The organism is Lysinibacillus sp. YS11 (assembly GCF_002896375.1).
Taxonomy (GTDB): Bacteria; Bacillota; Bacilli; order Bacillales_A; family Planococcaceae; genus Lysinibacillus; species Lysinibacillus capsici.
Genome location: NZ_CP026007.1, coordinates 458650 through 484631, shown reverse-complemented (window position 1 = coordinate 484631; position 25982 = coordinate 458650). Strand labels below are relative to the sequence as shown.

22 protein-coding genes and 1 pseudogene are annotated in these 25982 nt (G+C 37.1%); 8 read left to right on the top strand and 15 right to left on the bottom strand.

Annotated elements, in window-relative coordinates; translation table 11 throughout:
* Window positions 1-4: 4 nt before the first annotated feature.
* From LBYS11_RS02250 to LBYS11_RS02220, 7 genes are all read right to left on the bottom strand, one after another.
* On the bottom strand, window positions 5-1147 hold the full coding sequence (locus tag LBYS11_RS02250) for an acyl-CoA dehydrogenase (RefSeq protein ID WP_036078132.1): 1143 nt from the start codon (window positions 1145-1147) through the stop codon (window positions 5-7).
* Window positions 1148-1267: 120 nt separating this feature from the next.
* The gene (locus tag LBYS11_RS02245) at window positions 1268-1885 is read right to left on the bottom strand and encodes a TetR/AcrR family transcriptional regulator (protein WP_036078131.1); all 618 of its coding nucleotides are present in this window, start codon (window positions 1883-1885) and stop codon (window positions 1268-1270) included.
* 305 nt (window positions 1886-2190) lie between these two features.
* On the bottom strand, window positions 2191-3243 hold the full coding sequence (locus tag LBYS11_RS02240; protein ID WP_004225538.1) for a YkvI family membrane protein: 1053 nt from the start codon (window positions 3241-3243) through the stop codon (window positions 2191-2193).
* Window positions 3244-3282: 39 nt separating this feature from the next.
* Window positions 3283-4389 (bottom strand): o-succinylbenzoate synthase, encoded by a 1107-nt coding sequence (gene menC, locus LBYS11_RS02235; protein WP_103117375.1) that lies wholly within the window; start codon window positions 4387-4389, stop codon window positions 3283-3285.
* A 1-nt stretch (window position 4390) separates the two neighbouring features.
* Entirely contained in the window at window positions 4391-5203 is an 813-nt protein-coding gene (locus LBYS11_RS02230) for a GNAT family N-acetyltransferase (RefSeq protein ID WP_048393343.1), read from the bottom strand.
* Window positions 5204-5226: 23 nt separating this feature from the next.
* Window positions 5227-6342, bottom strand: a complete 1116-nt coding sequence (locus tag LBYS11_RS02225; protein ID WP_048393341.1) for a M20 peptidase aminoacylase family protein — start codon at window positions 6340-6342, stop codon at window positions 5227-5229.
* Window positions 6343-6347: 5 nt separating this feature from the next.
* The gene (locus tag LBYS11_RS02220) at window positions 6348-7217 is read right to left on the bottom strand and encodes a MurR/RpiR family transcriptional regulator (protein WP_004225544.1); all 870 of its coding nucleotides are present in this window, start codon (window positions 7215-7217) and stop codon (window positions 6348-6350) included.
* A gap of 234 nt (window positions 7218-7451) precedes the next feature.
* On the opposite strand from LBYS11_RS02220, the gene LBYS11_RS02215 reads away from it, so the two are divergent.
* Entirely contained in the window at window positions 7452-9641 is a 2190-nt protein-coding gene (locus LBYS11_RS02215) for a DNA topoisomerase III (RefSeq protein WP_103117374.1), read from the top strand.
* 235 nt (window positions 9642-9876) lie between these two features.
* On the opposite strand, the gene LBYS11_RS02210 is transcribed toward LBYS11_RS02215, so the two are convergent.
* From LBYS11_RS02210 to LBYS11_RS02190, 5 genes are all read right to left on the bottom strand, one after another.
* Window positions 9877-10947 carry a glycosyltransferase family 2 protein gene (locus tag LBYS11_RS02210; RefSeq protein ID WP_103117373.1) on the bottom strand — a complete coding sequence of 357 codons (1071 nt, stop codon included), beginning with the start codon at window positions 10945-10947 and terminating at the stop codon, window positions 9877-9879.
* Window positions 10948-11103: 156 nt separating this feature from the next.
* On the bottom strand, window positions 11104-11856 hold the full coding sequence (locus tag LBYS11_RS02205) for a hypothetical protein (protein ID WP_054549090.1): 753 nt from the start codon (window positions 11854-11856) through the stop codon (window positions 11104-11106).
* Window position 11857: 1 nt separating this feature from the next.
* Window positions 11858-15640: a DEAD/DEAH box helicase gene (locus LBYS11_RS02200; protein WP_103117372.1), complete on the bottom strand. Its 3783-nt coding sequence runs from the start codon at window positions 15638-15640 to the stop codon at window positions 11858-11860.
* A 112-nt stretch (window positions 15641-15752) separates the two neighbouring features.
* Window positions 15753-16307, bottom strand: coding sequence for an NADPH-dependent FMN reductase (locus LBYS11_RS02195; protein WP_054549088.1), 555 nt, complete (start codon window positions 16305-16307; stop codon window positions 15753-15755).
* 128 nt (window positions 16308-16435) lie between these two features.
* Window positions 16436-17266: an oxidoreductase gene (locus LBYS11_RS02190; RefSeq protein WP_103117371.1), complete on the bottom strand. Its 831-nt coding sequence runs from the start codon at window positions 17264-17266 to the stop codon at window positions 16436-16438.
* A 316-nt stretch (window positions 17267-17582) separates the two neighbouring features.
* On the opposite strand from LBYS11_RS02190, the gene LBYS11_RS02185 reads away from it, so the two are divergent.
* From LBYS11_RS02185 to LBYS11_RS02165, 5 genes and pseudogenes are all read left to right on the top strand, one after another.
* Window positions 17583-18629: a PseG/SpsG family protein gene (locus LBYS11_RS02185; protein ID WP_054549087.1), complete on the top strand. Its 1047-nt coding sequence runs from the start codon at window positions 17583-17585 to the stop codon at window positions 18627-18629.
* 192 nt (window positions 18630-18821) lie between these two features.
* Window positions 18822-19007: an SE1832 family protein gene (locus LBYS11_RS02180; protein ID WP_004225556.1), complete on the top strand. Its 186-nt coding sequence runs from the start codon at window positions 18822-18824 to the stop codon at window positions 19005-19007.
* Between the two features lie 34 nt (window positions 19008-19041).
* A pseudogene (locus tag LBYS11_RS02175) lies at window positions 19042-20612 on the top strand (ABC-F family ATP-binding cassette domain-containing protein).
* A gap of 438 nt (window positions 20613-21050) precedes the next feature.
* Window positions 21051-21455: a transcriptional regulator Spx gene (gene spx, locus LBYS11_RS02170; RefSeq protein ID WP_004225558.1), complete on the top strand. Its 405-nt coding sequence runs from the start codon at window positions 21051-21053 to the stop codon at window positions 21453-21455.
* Window positions 21456-21478: 23 nt separating this feature from the next.
* Complete coding sequence (locus LBYS11_RS02165) at window positions 21479-21925, top strand: MarR family winged helix-turn-helix transcriptional regulator (RefSeq protein WP_009371643.1); 447 nt, start codon at window positions 21479-21481, stop codon at window positions 21923-21925.
* Between the two features lie 106 nt (window positions 21926-22031).
* Here the strand turns inward: LBYS11_RS02165 and LBYS11_RS02160 are convergent, their stop codons facing one another.
* From LBYS11_RS02160 to LBYS11_RS02155, 3 genes are all read right to left on the bottom strand, one after another.
* Complete coding sequence (locus LBYS11_RS02160) at window positions 22032-22580, bottom strand: RNA polymerase sigma factor (RefSeq protein WP_036078118.1); 549 nt, start codon at window positions 22578-22580, stop codon at window positions 22032-22034.
* 293 nt (window positions 22581-22873) lie between these two features.
* Window positions 22874-22945: a helix-turn-helix domain-containing protein gene (locus LBYS11_RS23420; protein ID WP_233732743.1), complete on the bottom strand. Its 72-nt coding sequence runs from the start codon at window positions 22943-22945 to the stop codon at window positions 22874-22876.
* Window positions 22946-22980: 35 nt separating this feature from the next.
* Window positions 22981-24003, bottom strand: coding sequence for a GAF domain-containing protein (locus LBYS11_RS02155; protein WP_233732371.1), 1023 nt, complete (start codon window positions 24001-24003; stop codon window positions 22981-22983).
* A gap of 192 nt (window positions 24004-24195) precedes the next feature.
* On the opposite strand from LBYS11_RS02155, the gene LBYS11_RS02150 reads away from it, so the two are divergent.
* Both LBYS11_RS02150 and LBYS11_RS02145 read left to right on the top strand, forming a co-directional pair.
* Window positions 24196-24951 carry an SDR family NAD(P)-dependent oxidoreductase gene (locus tag LBYS11_RS02150; protein ID WP_048393320.1) on the top strand — a complete coding sequence of 252 codons (756 nt, stop codon included), beginning with the start codon at window positions 24196-24198 and terminating at the stop codon, window positions 24949-24951.
* Window positions 24952-24971: 20 nt separating this feature from the next.
* Window positions 24972-25715, top strand: a complete 744-nt coding sequence (locus LBYS11_RS02145) for an SDR family NAD(P)-dependent oxidoreductase (protein ID WP_103117370.1) — start codon at window positions 24972-24974, stop codon at window positions 25713-25715.
* Window positions 25716-25982: the final 267 nt, after the last annotated feature.

Here is a 25982-nt window from a genome sequence, read left to right as displayed (position 1 = left end):
ATGATTAACAGCCAATTAGACGAGAAATAACAAGACGTTGAATTTCAGATGTTCCTTCACCGATTTCCATTAATTTAATGTCACGTAAATGACGTTCTACATCATATTCTTTCATATATCCAGAACCACCATGAATTTGGATTGCTTGATTACATGTACGGAAGCCCATTTCAGAAGCAAATAGTTTAGCCATTGCAGCTTCTTTGCCAAATGGCTTCTTTTGATCTTTTAACCATGCCGCTTTATGTACTAACGTACGAGCAAGCTCTATTTCCATCGCCATATCCGCTAATTTAAATTGGATCGCTTGTAGCTTCGAAATAGGTGCACCAAATTGCTCACGTTCCTTCGCGAATTTTAGTGCCTTTTCATAAGCAGCCTGGGCAATTCCAACAGAAAGAGCAGCGATGGAAATACGACCACCATCCAATGTATTTAAAAACTGGCTAAAGCCACGTTTTTCATCCCCTAATAGATTTGTTCTTGGGACACGGACATTTTCTAACACAATTTCACATGTATTGGAGCCACGTACACCCATTTTGTCATAATTACAGTTGATTGTTACGCCTGGTGTGTTTGTTGGCACAATAATAGAAGAAATAATCTTTTTACCATCCTCACGTTTACCTGTTACCGCCGTTACAATAATTTGTCGAGCATATCCTGCATTAGTGATCCAGCATTTCTCTCCGTTAATAATGTAGTCATCACCATCAATAACAGCTGTAGTACGTGTGCCCCCTGCATCTGAACCTGCATTTGGCTCTGTTAAACCGAATGATCCTAATGTCTCACCCTTAGCTAATGGAACTAGCCACTCTTGCTTTTGCTCCTCTGTGCCGAAGTTGTAAATTGGTGAGGCTCCTAAGCTAACAGCAGCTGCATAGCTTAACCCTGTGCCCCCACATGCTCGACCAATCTCCTCTACAGCTAAAGCGTAGGACACCGTATCACCACCTGATCCACCATATTCCTCAGGAAACGGGATACCCAATAAGCCTAGTTCTGCCATTTTCTTGAAGCTCTCTATTCTCATTGTTGATGTCTCATCAACCTCACGAGCATACGGTTTAATCTCCTTCTCAGCAAAATCACGCACCATGTCTCGAATCATTTCTTGCTCTTTTGTTAATTCAAAATTCATCCCTAATCCCCCTATTTTTGAATTTGCCATAGTAGATGTAGCTCAAGAACAATTGCTTACAGCGTAATACCGACTAGTCGGTTTGTAAAAACAAATAATAAAACCAGTGTTTCCTACTGGCTACCCCTTTATTATAAATTGCTTCGCTTCTCCCATGGCTTGTTCTGTCACAATTGCCCGTAATACCATATCGGTAAAAACATCTGTGATTTGCTCCATCGTTAATGGTCCTGATTGCTTAAACCATTTGTACGTCCAGTTAATCATCCCGACAATTGCCATTGTTACAATTGTACAAGGTAATTCGGTACGAAAAACCTTTGCTTCCTGACCCTCTGCTATCACTCTTTGTAAAATATCACGATAGTGATCTCGCTTTTTATGGATGATGTCACTATATTCATCTGAGAGTGAACGACTTTCTTCATAAAAAATCGTAATATGTGCTTGATACATATCAAATACTTGTGTCAGTGTTTGCAGCATGGCACACAAACGTGTGATGGGTGTATCGAATTTGTCATATGCAGCTTGCGATTGTTGAATGACATATGAAATAAAGACATCATGAATTTCATACAACAGTTCATCTTTTGATTTAAAATTATGATAAAATCCACCCTTTGATGCCCCAATATATTCCACAATACGATCCACGGTTACATTGTGATAACCATCTTGTTGAAACAATTCAACTGAAGCGTCTACAATTCTTTGTTTTAACGTTTTCTTTACCATAGGCCCTATCATCCTTCATCTAGCTCTATACTTCATCACTCCTTATAATCAGGAAAAACCATTAAACCCATAAAGTATTCTATTTTTTCCTAATTATAAAAATACTATGACAATACAAATATAACATTCTCAAAAATTGGTGTCTAGCACCGAATAGCTTTTTTCTATAGTTTCGAGCATAATTTTTACTTAAAACAGCATGGATAGATTTCGCAAACACAAATTAACTGTATGATATATATCTTGCTTTCATCACAAAAAAACAAAAAAATTTCCCTTACGTTCACAAAAGGGAAATTTTTACTTTATAAAGTTTTTGGTAGTTTACGTAGCCACGAAATAATAACAGCAACAATTAAGGCGAAACCTAAGTAGCCCATTGTTGAATAGACTTTACCAACTAATGTAGTAAATCCTACTAGGCTTGCAGCAAAACCTATTAATCCTATAACTACAATAGCTACTTTAAAATATTGATGGTCTGGCGCAATAAATCGAACTGTAAATGAATAGAACATCCCCACCGCAGTATTGTACATCATGCCTAATAAAGCAATAGACATTAAGACACCTACTATAGGGTGAATTTGTTTTGCTAATTCTAATGTTGGCATTGCTACTCCATCAATAACATTTATTTTAGCAAACATGGCTATATTGATTAATACAATTAAGATACCAAGCATTAAACCGCCAAGTAGTCCACCTCTGCCAGCAACTTTGCGGTCCTTTACTGTTCCACCCATTACAATTAACATTGCTGCACCAGCAGCGATATTATAGGAAACATAAAGTAACGCTCCCATTAACCAATTAGATGCTGCAGATGATTGTGCTTTCGCTAAAGTATTTTGCTCTGCAATAGATATATCCATCGTAAAGATAGAATAAATCAAAATAATAAAAATGATACCCATTAAATAAGGGGTAACCAATGCTATTAAATTAATAATATTATTAACATTTAATAGTAAGGTTAGTATAGTTATAACAACCATAAAAATACTACCAACTACTGGATTGATGCCAAACATCTGATGAAATGTTGAGCCTGATCCAGCAAACATGACAACAGCAACGCCAAATAAGAAAAACGTGATAACGATATCTAAAATAATGCCAACATATCGCCCTCCTATATGATAGATCACCTCTTTATGTGATGTTGTTTGTAAATCTGTTCCTAATTGAGCTAAACTCATTCCTAAAAATGCGAAGGCAAGGGTAGCAACAATGGCACCTACCATACTGTACAAGCCAAAGCTAGTAAAGTACTGCATTATTTCCTGACCCGATGCAAACCCTGCTCCAACAATTAAGCCTACAAATGCTCCACCTATCTGCCAACTTTTTTTCATAGCCCACCTACTATTCTAATATAAGAAATTTAAGTCTATTTATTGATATGTTTTCTGTGCGACTGTGAAGGAATTAACCGTTTCCCTATTTATTTCATAACCAATTCCTACTTGTTGTGGTACTTCAATATAACCATCTTTTACAACTACTTCTGGTTCGATAATATCCTTTTCCCAATATCGATTAGAGCCAGCAGTATCTCCCGGTAATATAAAATTTGACAACGTTGTTAAGGCTACATTGTGCGCACGACCAATACCAGATTCCAACATGCCGCCGCACCATACTGGGATGTTATGTGCCTCACAATAATCATGTATTTTTTTTGCTTCTGTGAGGCCACCAACACGACCAATTTTTATGTTTATAATTTTGGTGCTCCCTAGTTCTACAGCCTTTCGTGCATCTTCTAACGAATGGATACTTTCGTCCAAACAAATTGGTGTTTCCATTATTTTTTGTAATGAAGCATGGTCAATAATGTCATCTGAAGCCAGTGGTTGCTCAATCATTGTTAAGTTAAATGCATCCAGTTGTTTCAATGTTTCAGTATCCTCTAGACGATAGGCTGAATTGGCATCCGCCATAAAGGCTACATCAGGAAATGTTTCCCTTAATGTACGCATAACCTCTATATCCCAGCCCGGTTTTATTTTGATTTTCATGCGCTTATAGCCTTCCTTTACATAGCCGTCAACTAATGTTACTAACTCCTCGATCGAATTTTGTATGCCGATACTAATACCTACTTCAATTTTATCCTTTTTACCACCAAGTGCTGTTGCTAGGGATTGACCAGTTTGCTGTGCATATATATCCCAAATAGCTCCTTCTATTGTCGATTTCGCCATATTATTTTTGCGAATCGGCTCAAATAATTGACTCACTTCAGCTGGGTGATGAATCTCTTTATTTAAAACAAGAGGAATGAGGAAGTCTTCAAGCATATGCCAGTTTGTTTGAAGTGTTTCTTCATTGTACCAAGGTGAATGAAAGGCAACTGATTCTCCCCAACCGATTAAGCCTGTCTCATCTTTTGCCTCAAGGACTAAAAAGTTCCTCTCATCAAACGTGCCAAAGCTTGTTGTAAACGGTGCTTTTAATTTCATCTTCAATTGTCGTATTGTGATTTCTGTAATTTTCATATTAAAATGCCCCTTCCAAATTTAAAGCTGCTTTTTTCACTAAAACATATTCGTTATAGCATTCTCGTTGTTGCAGTGAAATTGCTGCATACCCTGCTGAAAATAGTTGCTTTAGTATAGTTCTTGTTTTGAAACGCCAATCCAATGCTAAGCTAGGATTTTGTGCTTTTAAGGCTTGAAAGTCCTTAGGAACAGGTAGCGTATACAACTCTTCTACAAATTCAAAATTTTCAGTCATTTTTAAACATAATAAGCCCTGCTTTGTAAGTTCACAGCTTGCCACTGGTTTTGCATCCGCTACTTCTATTGTAATGTCGTTCACCACATAATCTGAAGTTAAATGCCAGCTCACCTCAAATCGATCAGAGGGTAGCCCTTTATTGAAACCATCCTGCATTTCACCGTAGCAATTTTCTATATAGGTATAGCAAATACCCTTTAATTTAGATAAATTAAGATAAGCATTTCGGGTTTCAAGAGGGTCAAATGTCCATACCATTAAGTCATAGCCACGTTCAATAGCAATAGCTCGCTGTTCGTACTTTAACTTTTCTCCTATGCCTAGTGATCGATATTTTTCATCAATCCCTAGCATATGAGAGCATAGATAGCTTTTTCCTTCTCGAAAACCCGCAAAACCATAACTAAATCCGACTAATTTATCTTCTTGATAGGCACCTACAACGATGCCTCCATTTTTCACTGCTGTCAGCGTTTGATGGAGAGGAATAGCAGACATTCCCCATACATTCAACTCTAATTGCTGAACCTGCTCAAGTTGTTCTATTGTTTTGATTTCTCTTATCTCTATCATAGCTATCTCTTCTTTCTATATCTTTATAATGCTCTCAAAATAGCCCTTGTAATAATATTTACTCCTACTAACAGCCGGTCTTGATTAAAGGTCATTTGCGGATGATGTAAGCCAGGAGTAACCCCACAGCCTAATCCAAGCATTGTAGCTTTAAGCTTCGGACGTTCATAGGTATAAAAATGAAAATCCTCCCCTCCTGGTGTAACAACTGATGGAGCGCAAGCCTTTTCCCCAACTACATCAATAATAGCTGCCTTCATATGTTGTAAGGCTTCATCATTCACCAATGCTGCCACTATATGAGCATCTACCTGTAAGGTAATCTTGGCACCATACATCGCTTCAACAGAGGCTTTTACACGCTCCACCCCCTCTGTGATTACCTGCATCACTTCATTTGTTTGGGCCCTTGCATCAATGCTAAAGGTTGCTTTACCAGGAATAATATTTGTAGAGGTGCCTCCCGCATTAAACTGTGTCATTTTGACAGAGGCAGAGATAGTTGGATCAGTCCAAATTTTTTGAAGACCTTCGACAATAGCTGCTCCAACCTCAATTGCATTAACGCCAAGTTCTGGTCTTGAGCCATGTGCCTCTTCCCCAATAATGGTCCCTGTAAAAAGCTTTGCTGCTCCGTGGTATAACGCTGGCGCATATGACCCATCCTGTAATTCCTTTAATGGGCGAACATGAACACCAAATAAATAATCTAAATCATCTATAATACCTTTTTCGACAAATGCGCGTGCTCCTTGGGCCTTTTCCTCAGCAGGCTGAAATAGTATGCGTACAGCACCTGACAGTAAATGCTCCATGTCCTTTAACAGCAATGCAGTTCCAATAGCCATCGTCATATGACCATCATGTCCACAAGAATGGTTAGCTTGAAAGACACCATTAACCTCCTGCCAAAGTGCATCTATATCAGTGCGGAACCCTACTCTAGGTGTTCCATCCCCTATATCAACATAAAGTCCTGTCATATCTTCAAAAAGGTGTGGCTCCATTTGGGCCTCTCTTAATAAATTTGCTATATATTGAGTTGTATTGTGCTCTTGCCAACTAACTTCTGGATGTTCATGTAAATGTTTAAAAATATCTGTAAGAAGTGGCTGTAACTCTTGTAAAATTTGGTTCATATTAGTCAACTCCATCGGTTTGCTAAAAAGCTATTTTGAAAATCGTCATATTTTACGCGCTGATTTTCATAATAGTCATGATCTTGAGCAGTCATTCCTGCTATTAGTGTATTTAAAAATGCTATGAGTGCTGGCATAGCATCAATTGTTGAAACTTCTTGTTGTTGTTCATTCACAAAGGTGATAGTTGCATATTGAGTAATAGGTGCAATTTGAGAATCGGTTATGCCAATAATCTCACATTTTTTTTCTTGTAATTCGGCTGCAAATTGGATCGGCTCTTTAAAGTAACGGTGGAATGATAAAATAATTACTACACTATTTTCATCAATCTCTTGAATAGCACGTATGACCTCACTTGTTTCAAAATTTAATAAAACAACATTCGGTCGCAAAAGATTTAATGTAAAATGAAGCCACTGTGCAGCTAAATGGGAAGAGCCATTCCCTGCAATATATATTTTTTTCTTCTCATGGAGCAATACTGAAGCTCGATTAAAGTCTTCCTCGTTAATGTTTTTAGCCATATTTAAAATGCGAGATGCATCCTTTTCCATCGTCTTTACATAAAAACGTGGATTTTCAAAAAGAGCTTGCTTCGATTGCAAATAATTCTGCAAACTACTTGCATTCCCTTCATTAAATAAATGCATGGTTACCTGACGTTGCAATTGTGCATAACCAGATAAGCCTAATGCGTAACAAAAACGGATAACTGTCGTTTCACTTACTCCGGCCTTTTCCCCTACATATGAAGCAGAGTGGATTCCTACTGTCTGTAAATTTTTTAATATGAATGTAGCTACCTTTTGTTGACTTTTAGACAACTCTTGATATTTCTCTTGAATCATTTGCTGAATTGTTTGATCTCTCATAAAAGAAGCTCACCCTTTTTTTATTTATACTATGAAGCCGTTACTTCATTTTCATGTAAACTAGACTAACATAATAATTTTCAGAATTCAATATTTTTTCTGAAATTTATACTTTCTTAACTGTTACCTGCCTAAATCATCCTCCGACATTTAATAAATTCGCTTCAGTTAAACTGCGAACCCACTCAACCTATGCTATATTTAAAACCATGGAACTATGAAAGGGTGTTAACAATGGCAAAGAGCGTAGTAATTGCTGAAAAACCTTCTGTAGCACGTGATATTGCACGTGTGCTGAAGTGTAATAAAAAAGGAAATGGCTTCCTTGAAGGAGATAAATATATTGTGACTTGGGCGCTTGGACATCTTGTAACACTGGCTGACCCAGAAAGCTATGATGTGAAATATAAAACATGGAATCTTGAAGATCTCCCCATGTTACCTGAACGCTTAAAATTAACGGTTATAAAGCAAACTGGAAAGCAATTTAATGCAGTCAAAAGTCAGCTTACACGTAATGATGTTAATGAAATCATCATTGCTACAGATGCTGGACGTGAAGGTGAATTAGTAGCACGCTGGATACTTGATAAAGTGAAAATTAAAAAGCCTTTGAAACGCTTATGGATTTCCTCTGTTACAGATAAGGCAATAAAAGATGGGTTTGCCAATCTAAAGCCAGGCAATGCATATGATAATCTCTATGCCTCTGCTGTAGCTCGCTCAGAGGCAGATTGGTATATCGGGCTTAATGCTACTCGTGCTTTAACTACCCGCTTTAACGCACAGTTGAATTGCGGACGTGTACAAACACCAACAGTAGCAATAATTGCTGCACGTGAAGATGAAATTAAAAACTTTAAGGCACAAACTTATTATGGTATTGAAGCGCAAACAACTGATAACTTAAAGCTTACATGGCAAGACCAAAATGGTAATAGTCGTAGCTTTGATAAAGATAAAATCAATACACTGGTGAAAAAAATAGGAAATAACAATGCCATCGTTGCGGACATTGAAAAGAAACCTAAAAAATCATTTGCACCTGGTCTTTATGATTTAACTGAATTGCAGCGAGATGCCAATAAAATCTTCGGCTACTCAGCGAAAGAAACATTGAATATCATGCAAAAACTCTATGAGCAACATAAAGTGTTAACTTATCCACGTACGGATTCTCGCTTTATTTCACAGGATATCGTTGCTACACTACCAGAACGCTTAAAGGCCTGTGGTATTGGTGAATATCGCTTCATCGCCAATAAACTGCTTACTAAACCAATCAAGCCAACAAAGGCCTTTGTCGATGATAGTAAAGTATCAGATCATCATGCGATTATTCCAACAGAGGGCTATGTAAATTATTCAGCTTTCACAGATAAGGAACGTAAAATTTATGATCTTGTTGTAAAGCGTTTCCTAGCTGTTCTACTGCCTGCTTTTGAATATGAACAACTAACACTGCGTGCAAAAATTGGCGATGAAAGCTTTATTGCTCGTGGAAAAACGATTTTATCATCTGGCTGGAAGGAAGTTTATGAGCATCGCTTTGATGATGAGGACACAACAGATGACGTAAAGGAACAAATACTACCACGCATTGATAAGGGCGATATATTAAAAGTAAAGCTTATTGCCCAAACTTCTGGTCAAACAAAGCCACCTGCTCGATTTAATGAAGCTACTCTTTTATCAGCCATGGAAAACCCAACAAAGTATATGGCAACGAATGATAAAAAATTAGCCGATACATTAAAATCTACGGGCGGTCTTGGCACAGTCGCTACACGTGCAGATATTATTGAAAAGCTTTTCAATTCCTTCTTAATAGAAAAGCGTGGTGGCAAAGATATTTATATTACCTCCAAAGGTCGTCAACTACTCGACCTAGTGCCAGAGGAATTAAAATCCCCTGCCCTGACAGCAGATTGGGAGCAAAAGCTTGAACTTATTGCAAAGGGCAAGCTAAAAAAAGATGTATTTATTAGCGAGATGAAAAATTACACAAAGGAAATTGTTACAGAGATTAAGGGTAGTGACAAAAAGTATAAGCATGATAATATCTCTACCAAAACATGTCCTGATTGCGGTAAACCAATGCTTGAAGTGAATGGCAAGAAAGGAAAAATGCTTGTCTGCCAAGATCGCGAATGTGGTCATCGGAAAAATGTCTCACGTACCACAAATGCACGTTGTCCACAATGTCATAAAAAATTAGAGCTTCGCGGAGAAGGTGATGGTCAAATTTTCGTTTGTAAATGTGGCTATCGCGAAAAATTATCAGCCTTTGAAGCAAGACGTAAAAAAGAAGGCGGAGGCAAGGTCGACAAGCGCTCCGTACAAAAGTACTTAAAGCAGCAAAACAACGAGGAGCCTGTGAACAATGCACTTGCTGAAGCATTGAAGGGGTTAAAGTTCGATTAATTAAAAGAGCAAATTCACTCTATATGTGAATTTGCTCTTTTATTATGCATACTCACCCCATCTAAACATATCTTGAATTGACTGAATATTCTATATCGAGGGAGGTTTTTAATGGAAGCAAAAAATTTTAGGCCACGTAATGTAATTTTTATGACGGTTGTTGTAGGTGTCTCTGTGTTAATTGGCCAAGCTATTTATGTCTTGTTTATTGATGTACCTTTTCCATAAGAAAGATTTATATCTTTAATTGATTTAGTAAATATTTCCCATTATTGATTATTTCCTGATGATTCGGTTTCCATTTTTGTGCCTCTAGATTATGCTGATAGGCATTTTCAAATAACCGTAACTCTCTGTATAAAAGGCTTAATTGTAAATGAGGAATCCATGTTGAATAAGCACGCTTTTGGATAGTCATTGTATCGGCAGGAGCTTGTTGCAAGGCTTGAGAATACCAGTAAATAGCCTCTTTATGTTTTAATTGCTCCATAAAAAATTGGCCCATTCGGCAACATGCTTCTGGCTTTGGTCGATCATATAAGAAAGATTGCAAAACAGCTTGCTGTGCTTGTTGATCATCATGTAAACGTCGATAGCATTCTCCTACATGTAAACAAGCCTCAATGCGATTATCTGTAGTGCCTAAGTTGCTATCCAAAAATAGGTTGTATTGATTAATAGCTTCTAGGTAACGGTGATGCAATTTTAGTTCATTGGCATAATGAAATTTCTCAATTGCTGAAAGAAAATGTCCATTCTTTATTAATCCCTCATAAATATTTATATTGCGATGAATATCTTTCGTTAACGGTAAATGTGTGACAGCTATATCACTATGAAAGAGCTGCCCTGACACCTTTAAATTCTCATGAACAGCACCCTCCCATTGAAAATGATTCGCCCTTTTTACTAGACGAAACTTTCGTTCACTACACTCCACTTCCCCATCACAATCAAGCGTCAAATAATAATCCATTGTTACAGCATCAATAGAAGGAAATAACGTTTGCTTTAGTTGGCTGAACTTGTGCTGATTTTCCTTTGTCATAATATCATCAGCATCAAGCCATAAAATATAGTCTTTTGTTGCCTGCTGAAATGAAAAATTTCGTGCTTTGGCAAAATGATTACACCAGGAAAAGTCATAAATTCGAGAGGTAAAATTTTGAACAATCTCTTTTGTACGATCAGTTGAACCAGTATCAATAATATTAATCTCATCCACGAGGTGCTGAACCGAATCTAAGCATCTTTCAATCGTACATTGTGCATTTCTAACAATCATACATAAACTAATCGTTAACATCTGTCCCCTCCTTAGCAATGGTTTAATTTATGCTAATGTAGTATTTTATCGAAAAAATTTTTCGATTATCACCTAACTCTGTAAATTTATAATGTAAAACAAAAAAAACGAACGCGATTTACGTTCGTTTTTTCTAGCAATTGAAAACCTATTGAATCAAGATAAATATTGCTCACGCCATGTTAATTGTTCTTTGTCTGTAAGCTGTTGCTCTAAATGATGATCCCATTGATTGAGTAATGTATTCCATACTCGTACAAATACTATATCCTGTTCCTTATCATAAAGAACAAACTCTAAACATGGGCTATCATTAATTTGTTGAGCTTCTGTTTGAACAATTTTTGCGATGACTTTCTGAGAGCTACCTTCCTCTTCTTGATCCGCTTCCTGCAAAGCTGCAATCACCATGGACTCCTCAAATTGTTCCTGTTGTTCTGCCTCTTTGTCAATATAACGATAAAGCTCTGGCAATTCATCATATTCATCATTCCTCGTATCGATAGTAAGAAACGATTGATGGCAAGGACTAAAGTAAAGCGTGGAGGTTTCTTTCTCTAGTTCTTCTTCAAAAATACCTCTTTCTAGCTGCCTCTGTCCTTTTTCAGTTAGCCTATAGAAATCATCTTCATTCCTCACAAGGTTTACTCGAATCATTAAAGAAACCAAGTCTTCAATAAATAACGGGTCTACAAGCAATAACTCGCTCAATTCCTGTGCGTTGCTAAAATCCGCCTCTTGAATACTAAGCAGAAGCATTGTCATTAAGACATCCATTGTTGAACGACGAACAGGCTCATAGGTCACATCAACTGTTCGAATGGGAATACACCATTCAGCCGTTTTGACAATCTTAATATTACGATTCTGCTGAAGCTCACGCATTAGTCGTTGTTGTAATTTTGACAATCTATATCACCAATCCTTCATGATTACGTAAGCCATCGTAGGATTTTACTGTTTTTAACAAATTCGCATACATCTCTCTTGTCTCTTGATGTTTTGCACGTTTTGCAAACATTTCTGCACTTCCAACAAGCAGTAGTAACTCACGGGCACGAGATAGCGCGACATTTAATCGACGATAATCTCTGGCAAAGCCAATATCCCCGCCTTTAGGTGTATTACGAACCATGCTCACTAAAATGACATCCATTTCCATCCCTTGGAATTTATCAACAGTCCCTGTTCTAAATTGCAGATGTGGTAGCTGTAATTCTTGCTGAAGAAGGCGATTAATTTTCTTTACCTGCTCACCATAGAAACTGATGACACCAACGCTTTTTTGAGCATCCTGCGGCATACGGCCTGCTTCTTTTGCTGCCTTCACAGCTTCATTGAGATCTAGTAAAATACGTCTAATTGTGAGCAATTCTCCTTCATTAAAACGACTCGTTCCCCCTTTTACTTGCTCCTCTAAATAAGGTTTTTCTGTTGGAATATCAATCCACAGTAAATGGTCATCACGTTTTATAAACTGCCCTTCTAAGCCATGATCTCTTGCTGCATCCGAATCTGGTAAGCCACATTGCAAGCCATTTTCTTCTTCCGCATAAAACGGTGTGATACTTTGCATGATTTTCTCATGCATGCGGTATTGCAATGCTAGCATTTGCTTATGTGTTGGTGGCAAATTATTAAATAAACGCTCAAATAATGATTCACGCAACAGATTTTTTAATTCCTGTGCGCCTTCAAAGTTTGGATTTTCTTCTAGCATTGCCTTTAATGTTTCCTCCAGCGTATCATCCCCAAGTAATGGTGGTAGCTGATGATGATCACCTACTAAAATAACTTTCTTCCCCTTTAGCATTGGTAAGAGCAATTCTGGTGGTGTTGCCTTTGAAACTTCATCAATAATAACCACATCAAAGGTCGGATAATTTTCCATAAACTCCTTACTGGCAGAAGCTACGCATGTTGTACCAATAACGTTCGCATGACGCACATACAATTTTCGAATTTCATCTAAATCATACTCTGTTGCGTTTTGTAATTTTTCACGCCATTGTTCTTGTAGTTTTTTGTGAAGAGGCAGCTGTTTTTCCTGACGTTGGAATGCTTCGATTGCTTGCTTTGCAGTTTGAATAGCTTCCTTCACCTCTTCAGCCGTTCGTTCTGGCATAGATTGTAAGAGCTTTGTATAGGTAGCTAGTTGCTTTTCTTTCTTCAATCCTGCTATATTAATATCTTTTATTTGTTCTTCTATAAGCGTTAGCTGCTGTTCTACTTCCTGCAAGTTTGTTTGGACAGTCTGTAAAGAGGCTTGTTTAGGAATGAGTTGTACTTTAGCCTGTTCCACTGCCTCCAGTTGCTGCTTTGCTTGTAGAAGAGACTCTCTAGCTTGTGAGGCAAGAATTTTTAAATATTCTACAGATTCTTCTGGTTCTTCAGTAATTTGAAAGGCGTTTGCTAATTGTTGTAACCGCTCTGTATGCTGTATAAATGGTTGGAGCTGCCGCTGGTAACTTTGCACATCGAAGCTAGTTATTGCACACTCCTGATGAATTAAAGTTACTAGATTTTTACGAAAAGTTTCGTATTCCTGATCTTTATGCTCTTGCTGTTGGTTTAGTGCTATTCCCTTTTGCCAAACAAAATCACGACGCATATATAGCCCGAGCAAATAACTTTCAATAACATCACTTGCTGGTGCTTGACCATCTTGAAAAGCCGTGTTTAATTGTGCAAATACACCAGTAAGGTTTTGCAAAGAAAACGATTGTACTGGTTGTAGTCTACTTTTAGCAAGGGCACGCTCCTTGACTTCATTCGTAACCAAAGCCTCTAGCTTCACAATTGCTTTTTGTAAACGAGCATTAATCGTTGACCATGCCTCTAAATCTTTCGCATCCTCTAAATGCTGCAAGCGACCTATTTGTTGCGAAAGTACATGAGAAGGGCGAATTTGATAATGTTGTAAAAAACGCTGAATAAGCTCAAATGAGGTTAAGGTGTATATATATTTTTGCGCTTCCTTCATGATTACTAGACGATTACTTTCGATTTCATATTTCTGCTGTATCTCTTCAAATTGCTGTGTTAACTGGTGCTTTTGTTCTTGTAGTTCTTTATATTGAGCAGCAGCCTCTAGATGTTTCACTTTTTCAGTAGTTTCCTCAATCGTACGCTGTAGTTGCTCGACTGAAGGGTAATCAGCAAGTGTCTGTTCAAGCTGCTGTACAATTGGCTCAATTTGTGCGAGCTGTTTTTCATAATGCTCTTTTTGAGTCTCACATGTTTGTTGCTCTGTTTTAGCAGCCTTCAATTCTTTTTTTAATGCTTGAATCTCTTGCTGTAAAATGGGTTCTTCCATAGCTGCCTGCTCTTTTGCAGCAATTTCCTGTGTTAATTGCTCTAGCCATTGCTCTAATTTCTCTAGCTCATCTTTTGCTTTTACAAGGTTTGCTTCTAGCTCTTGCTGACGTTCTGGAAATATTGTAATTGCTTCTTCAATCGCAGCAAGTGTCTGCTCACGCCATTGAAGCGCAACATTTTCCTCTATGAATTTTTTACCCTCTTCCTCAATACTTTCCGTTCTACCATAGCGTAAAATTCGAATTTCTTGATTGGACAGTAAGCGTCCTAATGCATTATCTACAGCTAAATTAGACTGTGAGGCAACAAGTGTTTTTAAGCCTGCTTTAACATTTTGCTGACAAATCTCTGAAATGACAGTTGTTTTCCCCGTACCAGGTGGACCCTGAATGACATACAAATCCTCAACAGATAGTGCACCTAAAACGGCTCGTCGTTGATATTCATTTAAATTATTATGAAACTCAATATCTTCGCGTAGCTTAGATGCCCGAACTACAGGACGCCGCTCAAACAGTATGGTTTCTAAATTAGGGTTTACTGCCTCACCCTTTTCTAGCTTTGTAAAACCATTACGTAGTCGTCGAATTTGGCTTAATGTTGCAAAATTACTAAAGCTCGCTTGTTTGGAACGAAGATTCATCTGGTCCTTGCGAGCCAAATCCTGTATAAAAGGCTTTACATCAATTTCTACCGTTTGCTTTCCTGCATTAGCCTTAATAACCTGTCCTATCTCGCCTCGAATTCCTTGAATGCTAACACTTAACCCCTCTAGCTTTTTCCATTCTTTACTCTTTATGTAGGGACATACAATGGTTAAGCGTGTAAAGTCTTCATTGAAATAGCTTTGTTTAAATTCTGTATGAATATCATCAATGGTTGCATCTCGTTCTTGTATTTTTAAATAGCCTTCCCAGCTGGCTATACGTTTTTTTACATACTCTGTACGTTCCTCTGCAATCGGTAGCTGTCTTATTTTGGTGTGAAGCTCAAGTGGAATACCTGCTCCATTATTAGGCTTCGTCACAAATTGTAATGCGGCTGCTAAGCGACGATTTGTGTTAATAGGTCCACGCATATGGACAAATCGAATATTGGTTGCCAGCAATCCTTCCACCTTTAGCACACAATCCATAATAACCGTTTTCTCAGTAAGAATATCGATTAATTTTTCATTGTCCTCCGCATTAAAATAGATGGATAAAAAGGTTTCACCAACTGTTTTTGCTTTTCGTTTTTCAATATAGACAGTAAAAGATCTTTGTAACGCAAAAAAGGCATGCTCGTTTGCTGAGCATTCCTCTACCGCTTCCTTCGCCTTATTGGTCAAAATAAGATTACAGCGTTGTTTTTCTAGTAAAGCGATGTCCTGCATGAGCAGCCCTCCTTCCTGAGTCACTAAAGTTTTATTTTATCACATACTAAAACAATACTTACAAAGAAAAATCCCCTGCACAGTGATTTCTTACCACCGTACAAGGGCTATCTTAATGTTGGTCAATTGTTTCTTTGGGCAAGTTCTTGCTCATTTCACAGTATTGAACAAATACACGAGCTAATTCACGTAAACGACTATGAACGTCTGCATCTACAATAGTATTATTTGCATCGAAATGTGATGTATGTGTATACACATAATTTGGCGTAACAAGCGCTCGGAAGTAGTCTAAAATAGGTTTTAGCTGATTTTCGACTACAAGGTGATGCTGATATGTGCCTCCATTTGCAACAATGGATACGGGCTTATAGCGCATTGTTTTAGGGTGTAAGAAGTCAAAGGCATTTTTCAAAACGCCTGGAATAGACGCTTGGAAAATAGGCGTTGCAATAATGTAAGCGTCTGCCTCCTCAAATTGTTGAATCATTTTTTTCATATCATCATTTAATGGAGAACCATCCACAATTTGATGCTTATATTGACTAAAATGCATCATTTCTAACTCGAAACTAGCATCTAATTCTTTAATATATTGCTCTACTTGCTCTAAAATAGCACCAGTTTTACGACCAAACATCGTGCCATCTACGAGTAAAATTTTCATCTTTACTTTGCCTCCACATTCATCTTCTACAATAATATTGTAACAAATGAAAAGTGGCTCGGAAAGGATTGTCATGACAATTGATATAAATTCAGTCTTTAGACGGAACGACAAATTTAATCCCTAAATTAATTATCCTGATCACGTTGTCGGAAATGGACTTCCTTATCAATGACCGTTTCCTCAAGCTTATATTTATCTCGATTAATGACAACCTCACGATTAACTTTCTCGCCTTCATTCAGCTTATCCCAATTAAATAATATCTCTCTTGAAATGTCCTCTTCTGGTACTTCCGGATACTCTAATGTTGCTAACTCATCTGATGGATAAATAGTGACTGGCTGTTGTTTACCATATAGGGCAATGATAATCATAGCCTTTGCCACTTGTGTGGCTTCAATTGCTCTAGAACGTTTTAAAGGTCCAATTAATAAAGGTTGTGCAAGCTTTAATAATTTTTCTCCTGCCTTTTCTCCTAATCGAAATTCATCACGGTTCCCTACTAAGAGTGATGGGCGAATAATGGAAAGCCTTTGTAAGCCTAGTTCCTCTAAATCACGCTCAAGTTTACCTTTAACTCGATTATAGTAAAATGGAGAATTTTCATTAGCTCCCATTGCAGTAATCACAAGAAAATGAGGGATTCCCCGTTTTTTTGCTAAAGAGGCAATTGCTAACGGGTATTCAAAATCTACCTTTTCAAACATTTCACGAGAGCCTGCCTTTTTATTGGTTGTACCTAAGCAACAATACAATTCATGAGCAAATCCTATATCGTTTTCTTCTATTCTATCAAAATCACGAATTTTCACTTCTAACTTTGGATGCGTATAAGTTAGCTTTCTTCGTGCAATAACTGTTACTGAAATATACTCATCATGTTCACATAATTGTTCAACTAGAGCGGAGCCGGTTAAACCAGTCGCCCCTACAACAATCGCTGCACGCATACTCATTTTTTCTCCCGTCCTTCTACTTATTGATAGTATATCAATTACGCTTATCTTGACACATCGGATTTAAAAAACATCCCATCATCTCCATTTGTAGAGGGATTTTTCGAACCAAGATAAAGAACTTCCAATTGTTATGTATATTCCTACAATTCGCCTTACTATATATATCGACCATTTTTTTGATGATTAAAACTGATTAAAGATAGCTATTTTAGAAGATACCGCTAGAGACAATCATGATCAAATCCTAAATTTTACACATACTTGCTCTTTCTTCGCCATAATTTAAAGAGACAGAGGAAAGGATGGGATACATTTGCAAAACGAAACACACGCAATTGAACCAAAAAAAACGATTGTTTTCATTATTGAAAGCTGTATTGATAAAGGGCTGTATCCTTTTGAACGGGTTTCAACATTAGCTAAACTACTTTCGAATGAGAAGGTTTTTATCTTTGTAAAGACTCCTTCAAATGACGGAATTCAAATTTTAATGAATGAAGGAGTTACGCCTATTCTATTTGATCACTTTAACGAATTACCTAAGCAAATCAAAGGACTTCAACCTGATTTAATTGTTAGAGATGGGCGAAATTCTGAAGGCTGGCAAGTAGAGGAATTACGACCTTTCTGCAAAACAATTATTCATTTTGATGATTTTGGTGAAGGTGGCCAAGCCTGTGATTGTGTACTACTAGCACTCTATCAAGAAGTGAAAGATTATTTACCAGCGCATTATATTGGTGGAAGCTTTGTTTTTGCCCTGCCAGATGCATATCAGCATTTCGATAATATACCTGATAGTAAAACACCTGAAAATCCGCCTCATATCGTTGTTGCTTTCGAGGATGGGGACGAGCATAATTTAACGTATCGAACACTTCGACACCTAACTCAGCTACAAATACCACTACAAATTACAGTTATGATTGACGACAGCTATCGCCATGCAACGGATGACTTGCAAATGATGGTACTTAGTCGTCGCAATACTGCTATTCTTCGAGATAAAGATGCACTCCTCAAACTACTACCTAAAGCAGATGTCATTATTTGTAATGCTAACTATACACCTTATAAAATTGCCTCTTATGGCGTGCCATGCATTACACTTGCGCAAACTGAAGCTGAGCTTTTACATGCTTTTCCTCGTGAGCATAATGGCTTTATCCATCTAGGACTTGGTCGTAAAATGAAGCAATCACAAATCCAAAATGCTGTCATGGAATTTCTTTTACACGAAGCTCGCAGTGAACGAGCAGTGAGAAAACAGCGACAGCTCAATCTTGCTGGTAATAATGAAACACTCCAAGCATTACTCTTAGATTTTGCTTATGATCGTCATAATATCGCTTCTACTTAGTGCTACTTCCAAGATGATTATGATACAATATATAAGAATTTTTCACTCCAACTCCTCTTATAGAAGTTGGGACATCAGTATATTCAACAGGTACCCGATTGATTTTAAAGAATAAGCGGTGGGGGATTCTTAAAACCTCCATCGCTTTTACACGCATTCACTATAAAAATATTCTCAAAAGGAGTAGTCTTCATGCCAACAAAAAGTGATATTGAATACCAAATTAGAGAGTTAAAAATGGACTATATGAATTTACAAGGTGATATAGAAAAGTTGGAGTCTACTGGACACAACGATCAAGTAGCTAAGGCAGAGCAACGTCTTGCGAATATGGAAGCTCAATTAGCAGAACTTAACAAGCAGCTTGCAGAACTATAAAATGTAAACAAGAAAGATAGTTGGAGGAACAGATATGGCAATATTAACAGTAGAAAATTTAGGTCATTCTTTCGGTGATCGTACACTCTTTAAAGATGTATCGTTTCGCTTAGTGGAGGGTGATCATATTGGACTCGTAGGGGCTAATGGTGTCGGTAAGTCTACATTAATGGGCATCATTACAGGTCAAACGATCCACGATACAGGAAAAGTTGAGTGGCTGCCTGGTACACACTATGGTTATCTAGACCAACATACCGTACTAACGGCTGGTAGAACAATGCGTGAAGTGTTACGCGATGCCTTTTTACCATTATATAAAAAGAAGAAGAACTGAATGAAATTACAGGCAAGATGGCAGACGCAACGCCTGAAGAATTAGAAGTACTTTTAGAACAAATGGCAGAAGTGCAGGATGCATTAGATGCAGGAGATTTTTATTCATTAGATATGAAAATTGAAGAGGTGGCACGTGGACTTGGCTTGGATGCCATTGGCTTAGAACGTGATGTAGCTGCTCTTTCTGGTGGACAACGCACAAAAGTACTACTCGCTAAGCTTTTATTAGAAAAGCCAAAAGTACTTTTATTAGATGAGCCGACGAACTATCTTGATGAGGAACATATTACTTGGTTGAAAATTTATTTAAAGAACTATCCATATGCTTTCCTTCTAATCTCACATGATACAGAATTTATGAACGAAACAGTGGATGTCATCTTCCAATTGGAATTTTCTAAATTAACTCGTTATACTGCAACATACGAAAAATTCCTTGAACTTGCTGAAATCAATAAACGTCAGCATATTGAAGCCTATGAAAAGCAACAGGAGTTCATCAAGAAGCAAGAAGATTTTATAGCCAAAAACAAGGCTCGTTACTCCACTACTGGTCGTGCAAAATCACGCGCTAAGCAACTTGATCGTTTAGAGCGAATTGATCGCCCAGAAACAGCTGTAAAACCAGAATTCGGTTTTAAAGAAGCCCGTTCATCTAGCCGCTATGTTGTAGAGGCTGAGAACTTAGTGATTGGTTACGATAAAGACAAGCCATTACTTCCTCCACTTTCTTTTGCGATTGAACGAGGAGAAAAAATTGCTTTAGTCGGTATGAATGGTGTTGGTAAATCCACATTATTAAAAACAATGTTAGGTAAAATTAATGCACTTGGTGGGAAAGTAGTCCGTGGTGACTACCTATATCCTTCCTATTTTGAACAGGAAGTAAAAGCTGAGAAAATCACGCCAATTGATGATGTTTGGAATGCATTCCCTTCTATGGAACAAGCCCAAGTACGTGCAGCTTTAGCAAGAGCTGGCCTAAAAACTGACCATATTACACGTCCGCTTAATTCTTTATCTGGTGGCGAGCAAGCTAAAGTGCGTTTATGTAAATTAATGATGGAGGAAGCTAACTGGCTTCTCTTCGACGAACCGACAAACCATTTAGATGTAGATGCAAAAAATGAATTAAAACGTGCCATGAAAGAATTTAAAGGTACCATTGTGCTAGTAAGTCACGAACCTGATTTCTATGAAGGACTCGTAACAAAAGTCTGGAATGTTCAAGATTGGTTTACTTCTGGACAACAAGGCCAAGACTAATTATTTCAAGGGCAGCTCCAACATGTTATGGGGCTGCTCTTTTAAATTTTTTTAACTTCTATGTATAAATAGCCTCATTTAAACATACTATAATCAGTGGACTAACAATTTTACCCCTACTTCCAACTAACTCTCTCCTACGAGACAACTTAGAATTCTAGTAGTTCCTATTAATTCAACATGGATTTTATAGCTTAAAAAGACATTTTCTATAGAGTTAACATAAACTTACATCATTGTAAGCTGAATAAACGAAACTTTTTACGCTTATCTTCGTATATTTTAATATAACTGAAAAAATAATAATTCGATTGAGAAATTTTTTCAATTAACTATTGATTTATATATAGCTTACTAGTAAGATATATATATAAACTATTAACTTACTAATAAGCTATTTGTAAAATATAATCTAAAAAAGAAAGCGAGGAATGAAGAATGACAGTTACAATTTACTCACAAGCGAGCTGTTCTTCATCCAGAAAAGCACTTAAATGGTTAAAAGATCACAACATAGAATATAAAGAAAAACGTATTACATCTCACCCACTTACACTTGCAGAATTCAAAGAAATTCTAAGTATGACTGAAGATGGCACAGATGAAATCATTGCAACAAACTCAAATGACTTTAAAAACTTAAATATCGACATCGACCAACTTTCTATTCAAGAGCTATTTGCTATCATTCAGGCACACCCTAGAATGTTGCGTAGCCCTATTATAATAGATGAAAAACGTATTCAAGTTGGTTACAATGAGATGGACATCCGTCGTTTTATCCCACGTAAAGTACGTGCTTACGAATTAAATGCGATGACAAGATTGGCACAAGAAAGTTAAAACAGTTTTGGAGATGACCTTCTATGGACCAAGAAAAACAAAAAGCCATTACCTCGTTGTTTGAAGTCGTTTCATCTATTGAGCGTAAGTGGGCAAACGAGTGGAATAATCATAATGTACTCGGCTTTTCAAAATCCCATATTTTAATTTTAGACTACTTATCGCAGGAGGGCCCAAAACGCCCTTCTGCTATTGCTGAGCGGTTAAAAGTAACTACTGGTGGTGTCACTGTTTTAACAACCAAGCTGATAAATGGTGGCTTTATTGAAAAAACACAGCATGCCACAGACCGCCGTGCTTCTCAACTAGTCATTACGGCTGACGGTGAAAACATATTAAAAGAATCTCGTCAACAAGTGAGCGAAATCATTAATAATATGTTTGGTATGCTAACAGCGGAGGAACTGCAAACCTTACGAACTATTTTCTCTAAATGTTTATTGGATGTGGAGACAAATCGACCAGATTAAAGCACAATAAAAAGATGCATTTGCAACTGTTTGCCAATGCATCTTTTTTGATTAGTCGACCAAATACTTCCGTCTAAGTACTGTGATGTGCGACCAATCTGCTTTATTACGCTGGTAGCACAGATTCCACAATAGCTGTATCTGACATGAGCATTTCTTTTAATCGAGCCTTTGCACGGAATAAACGAGATTTCACAGTACCAATGGAAACTTTCATAATTGTAGAGATTTCTGCAAGTGAGTATTGGTCTATGTAGAAATACCATAAAGTCTTTCTATAAATAGCATCTAATTGCTCCATTTTATCCTGGACTAGTTTTGTTACAATGTCCTTTTCAATTTTTTCTTCTGTAGAAATATCGTTATTGGGAACCAAATCTAGAATCGGCACGTCTAATGTTTCAGGTTGGTTCATCATATATTTGCTACGTCGTACTTTTTTACGATAGCGATCTCTAAATGTATTCATTGTAATAGTTGTCAGCCAAGCTTTAATATGCTCTACTTCAGCCACGCTATCTTCATAGCGTACAACCTTAACCCAAACTTCTTGCATTAAATCTTCAGCTTCTATATTATTGCGAGTTAGTTTTAAACATAAATGATATATATAACGATTGTATTCCTCGTATACGCCTTCTAATTTTTCATTCATTGTGTATGCCTCCGCTTCTTGTTCTTGCTTCTATACACATTCTCGCAAAATAATGTATTACACTCTATCGCATTGGCTTTCAATTTCATTACAATCGTGTAAGCTTAATCGCTTTCACTTGTAATATTCGTAAAAATTGTTTTACTACTATACTGCTTTCCCTCCAAAAAAGCTTTTGATGACAATAGTTACCTATTAATTAAACTATATTTTTAATAGTATTTATTGTCAGAATATTAATTAGCATTTGAAGAAACAAAAAATGCACTCCTAATAGAAGTGCATTGGGTGTTTTAGCTTAACAGTCCTAGACGAAAGGCTGAGGCAACGACCTGTGTTCGATTCTTTGCTTTGAGCTTTGTCATAAGACTGCTTACATAATCCCTGACAGTATGCTCACTTAAAATAATAAACCAGCAATTTTTTTATTATCATATCCTTCGGCAAGCAGGCCAAGTATCATCGATTCCCTTTCAGTTAAATGAAGCACTGTATTCTTCTCTACCTTCTCCCCCTTACGTGATAAAAATAAACCTAAACGCTTCCCTACTTCCTCAAGGAGTGTTAATTCTTCCTTTGTACAATCAAACTCCTCCCCTAGCTGATCAAATGTTAGCCATCCAAATAATTGCTCTTGACGCAAAATGGGAATAAAAATAATCGAGGATAAATTAAATAATTGGATATGCTCTTCTTTCACGTAATTTTTAGGATTTTTTAAATAAATGGGCTTTCTTGAACTAAGTATCGTGTTTTCCCCAGTCAACTCCCCTTTCATGCTTTGCACCTTAGGCAGCTCTGCGCCAATAACTCCATAAAATTGATTGGACCATGGGACATATGCGTAAAATACACATCTTTTATAACTAAAATACTCTTCACATTTTTTTAAAATCAGCGCTAAATCCTGATAACCTGAGGAACTAATAAGCAATTTATCAAGCCTATCTAATAATTGTAAGTGCCTAATTTTCTGATTTTCGCTAGCTATGTTACTAGTTTGGTTATCTCCCTCACAGTCATAATAAAGCTCTACAAGTAACGTAAATGTCGATAATACATACATGAAGATGGCGTTCGTTCGACTACTCTTCTGTTGAATCATAAAAGTAATCAACGATTTCTCAAATATTAATTGAAATAAATTAAAGCTCTTCCTATCAATAATGGACAACTGTGATTGAAGCCATGTGTTGAAAAAATTCTTCTCATCATTATTTAATTCATCGATATTTGCATGTGTCATTAAACGCAAAAATGAATCTAATAGCATTGCTGTTCTTTTTCGATCTGCCCCAGTTATAGAAGGTTCTAGATTAAGGTAAATAATTGTATTCTCTTCAATTTGCTGATGATGGATTTTAATAAACAACACAAACTCTTGAAGTGTTACTTCTTCAATTGATTGAAATGGATGCGTCATAGGAAATTCTTCTCCTTCACACTAAAAATACCCCTATAAATGGAGGATATTCACTCACTATATTATACAGCATCTTATAGGATAGTATTTCAAATTGAAAGGAGTAAGATGAAGGTATCGCTAAACAATGCGAATACTTTTGAATCCTAAGGCAACCATATAACCAGAAATAATGAAAGGTGCGTGCTTGAAATGAGATTAGAAAACAAAGTGGCCATTATTACAGGTGGAGGTACAGGAATCGGGAAAGAAACTGCACTATTATTTGCTAAAGAGGGAGCAAAAATAGTTATTACTGATATAAATGAACAATCTGGGAACGATACAGTCCGTGATATTCAAACTATCGGCGGTGAGGCAGTATTTATCCGCCACGATGTTAGTAATGAAGAAGACTGGAAAAAGGTTGCAGATGAATCAATAAAAACATTTAAGAAAGTGGATATTCTTTTCAATAATGCAGGTATCTATATCATAAAACCCCTTGCAGAAATCGAGCTTTCTGACTGGAACCGCTTAATGTCCATCAATGTGACAGGTGTGTTCTTAGGCATGAAACATATTATGCCGCTTATGGCTAAACAACATAATGGTTCTGTTATTAATGCTTCCTCTATTGCAGGCTTAACAGGTGCTGCTGGTCACGTATTATACGGCGCTAGTAAAGGGGCTGTTCGCATTATGACAAAAGATGCTGCTATGGAGTATGCTCCATACGGCGTACGTGTCAACTCCATTCATCCTGGCTACATTGATACAGGTATGGCAGACTATGCATCAGCAACAACAGGAAGCTCAAAAGATGAATTAGGCAAAAACTTATTCCCATTAGGACGTTTAGGCTCTGTAAAGGAAGTAGCGCAAACTGTATTGTTTTTAGCTTCTGATGAATCTTCCTTCTCAACAGGTGCAGAATTCGTTATTGATGGCGGAGCAACAGCAAAATAACATTAAAGGTGGTCATTTATATGAAACTAAAAGATAAAGTAGCAATTGTTACAGGTGGGGCTAGTGGTATCGGTGAAGCCACAGTTCGTCTCTTTGTAGAAGAAGGCGCTAAAGTCGTTATTGCCGATTTTTCTAATCGTGGACAAAGTGTTTCTGAAGAATTAAATAACAATGGTTTTGATACACTTTTCGTAAAAACAGACGTAACAAATGAAGCGGACATTCAAAACATGATAAAGGAAACCGTTACTAAATACGGTAAACTTGATATTATGTATGCAAATGCAGGCGTAGCTGACGATGCACCAGCACACGAGCTTTCTTTTGAAAAATGGAAAAGAACAATTGATATTAATTTATCAGGTGTATTTCTATCGGATAAATATGCCATTGAACAATTCCTTGCCCAAGGAACAGGTGGCGTTATTGTTAACGCTGGTTCAATTCATAGCTTCGTTGCCTTACCAAACCCTACAGCCTACTCATCTGCAAAAGGTGGCGTTAAATTATTAACACAAAACCTATGTACTGCTTACGCTAAACAGGGTATTCGTGTAAATGCGGTGTGTCCTGGCTATATCGACACTCCTCTATTAGCTGAGGTCGATGCTCAGAAGAAAGAATATTTAGCATCCCTTCACCCACAAGGTCGACTTGGTAAACCAGAAGAAATCGCTAAAGCCGTTCTCTTTTTAGCAAGCGATGACGCAAGCTTTGTTAATGGTACAACGCTTCTTGTTGATGGTGGTTATACTGCTCACTAATGAGGCTTTGAATAGACTCGCCTAAAAGCTAGTGCATTTAATGATGCCATTCTAGCCGTTAAAAGTGCGAAGCGATCTGGCTGTTGTATCTGAACCCTTCACTGAAAAATGACGAATTTATAATCCACTCAAGTAAGACTCAACCACAATTGCTATTTAGCTCTTGTGGTTTATTTTGTAGGTGCTATGTGTAATCTTTCAATTCAATTTAAGATTCCTAAAAGCAAATTGTGCTATACTATTTCTATTATCGAAATATTAGAAAGA

Coding starts and splice junctions, on each gene's coding strand:
- LBYS11_RS02250 (WP_036078132.1), bottom strand. CDS start 1,147: ATGAATTTTGAATTAACAAAAGAGCAAGAAATGATTCGAGACATGGTG.
- LBYS11_RS02245 (WP_036078131.1), bottom strand. CDS start 1,885: ATGGTAAAGAAAACGTTAAAACAAAGAATTGTAGACGCTTCAGTTGAA.
- LBYS11_RS02240 (WP_004225538.1), bottom strand. CDS start 3,243: ATGAAAAAAAGTTGGCAGATAGGTGGAGCATTTGTAGGCTTAATTGTT.
- menC (WP_103117375.1), bottom strand. CDS start 4,389: ATGAAAATTACAGAAATCACAATACGACAATTGAAGATGAAATTAAAA.
- LBYS11_RS02230 (WP_048393343.1), bottom strand. CDS start 5,203: ATGATAGAGATAAGAGAAATCAAAACAATAGAACAACTTGAGCAGGTT.
- LBYS11_RS02225 (WP_048393341.1), bottom strand. CDS start 6,342: ATGAACCAAATTTTACAAGAGTTACAGCCACTTCTTACAGATATTTTT.
- LBYS11_RS02220 (WP_004225544.1), bottom strand. CDS start 7,217: ATGAGAGATCAAACAATTCAGCAAATGATTCAAGAGAAATATCAAGAG.
- LBYS11_RS02215 (WP_103117374.1), top strand. CDS start 7,452: ATGGCAAAGAGCGTAGTAATTGCTGAAAAACCTTCTGTAGCACGTGAT.
- LBYS11_RS02210 (WP_103117373.1), bottom strand. CDS start 10,947: ATGTTAACGATTAGTTTATGTATGATTGTTAGAAATGCACAATGTACG.
- LBYS11_RS02200 (WP_103117372.1), bottom strand. CDS start 15,640: ATGCAGGACATCGCTTTACTAGAAAAACAACGCTGTAATCTTATTTTG.
- LBYS11_RS02195 (WP_054549088.1), bottom strand. CDS start 16,307: ATGAAAATTTTACTCGTAGATGGCACGATGTTTGGTCGTAAAACTGGT.
- LBYS11_RS02190 (WP_103117371.1), bottom strand. CDS start 17,266: ATGAGTATGCGTGCAGCGATTGTTGTAGGGGCGACTGGTTTAACCGGC.
- LBYS11_RS02180 (WP_004225556.1), top strand. CDS start 18,822: ATGCCAACAAAAAGTGATATTGAATACCAAATTAGAGAGTTAAAAATG.
- spx (WP_004225558.1), top strand. CDS start 21,051: ATGACAGTTACAATTTACTCACAAGCGAGCTGTTCTTCATCCAGAAAA.
- LBYS11_RS02165 (WP_009371643.1), top strand. CDS start 21,479: ATGGACCAAGAAAAACAAAAAGCCATTACCTCGTTGTTTGAAGTCGTT.
- LBYS11_RS02160 (WP_036078118.1), bottom strand. CDS start 22,580: ATGAATGAAAAATTAGAAGGCGTATACGAGGAATACAATCGTTATATA.
- LBYS11_RS02155 (WP_233732371.1), bottom strand. CDS start 24,003: ATGACGCATCCATTTCAATCAATTGAAGAAGTAACACTTCAAGAGTTT.
- LBYS11_RS02150 (WP_048393320.1), top strand. CDS start 24,196: ATGAGATTAGAAAACAAAGTGGCCATTATTACAGGTGGAGGTACAGGA.
- LBYS11_RS02145 (WP_103117370.1), top strand. CDS start 24,972: ATGAAACTAAAAGATAAAGTAGCAATTGTTACAGGTGGGGCTAGTGGT.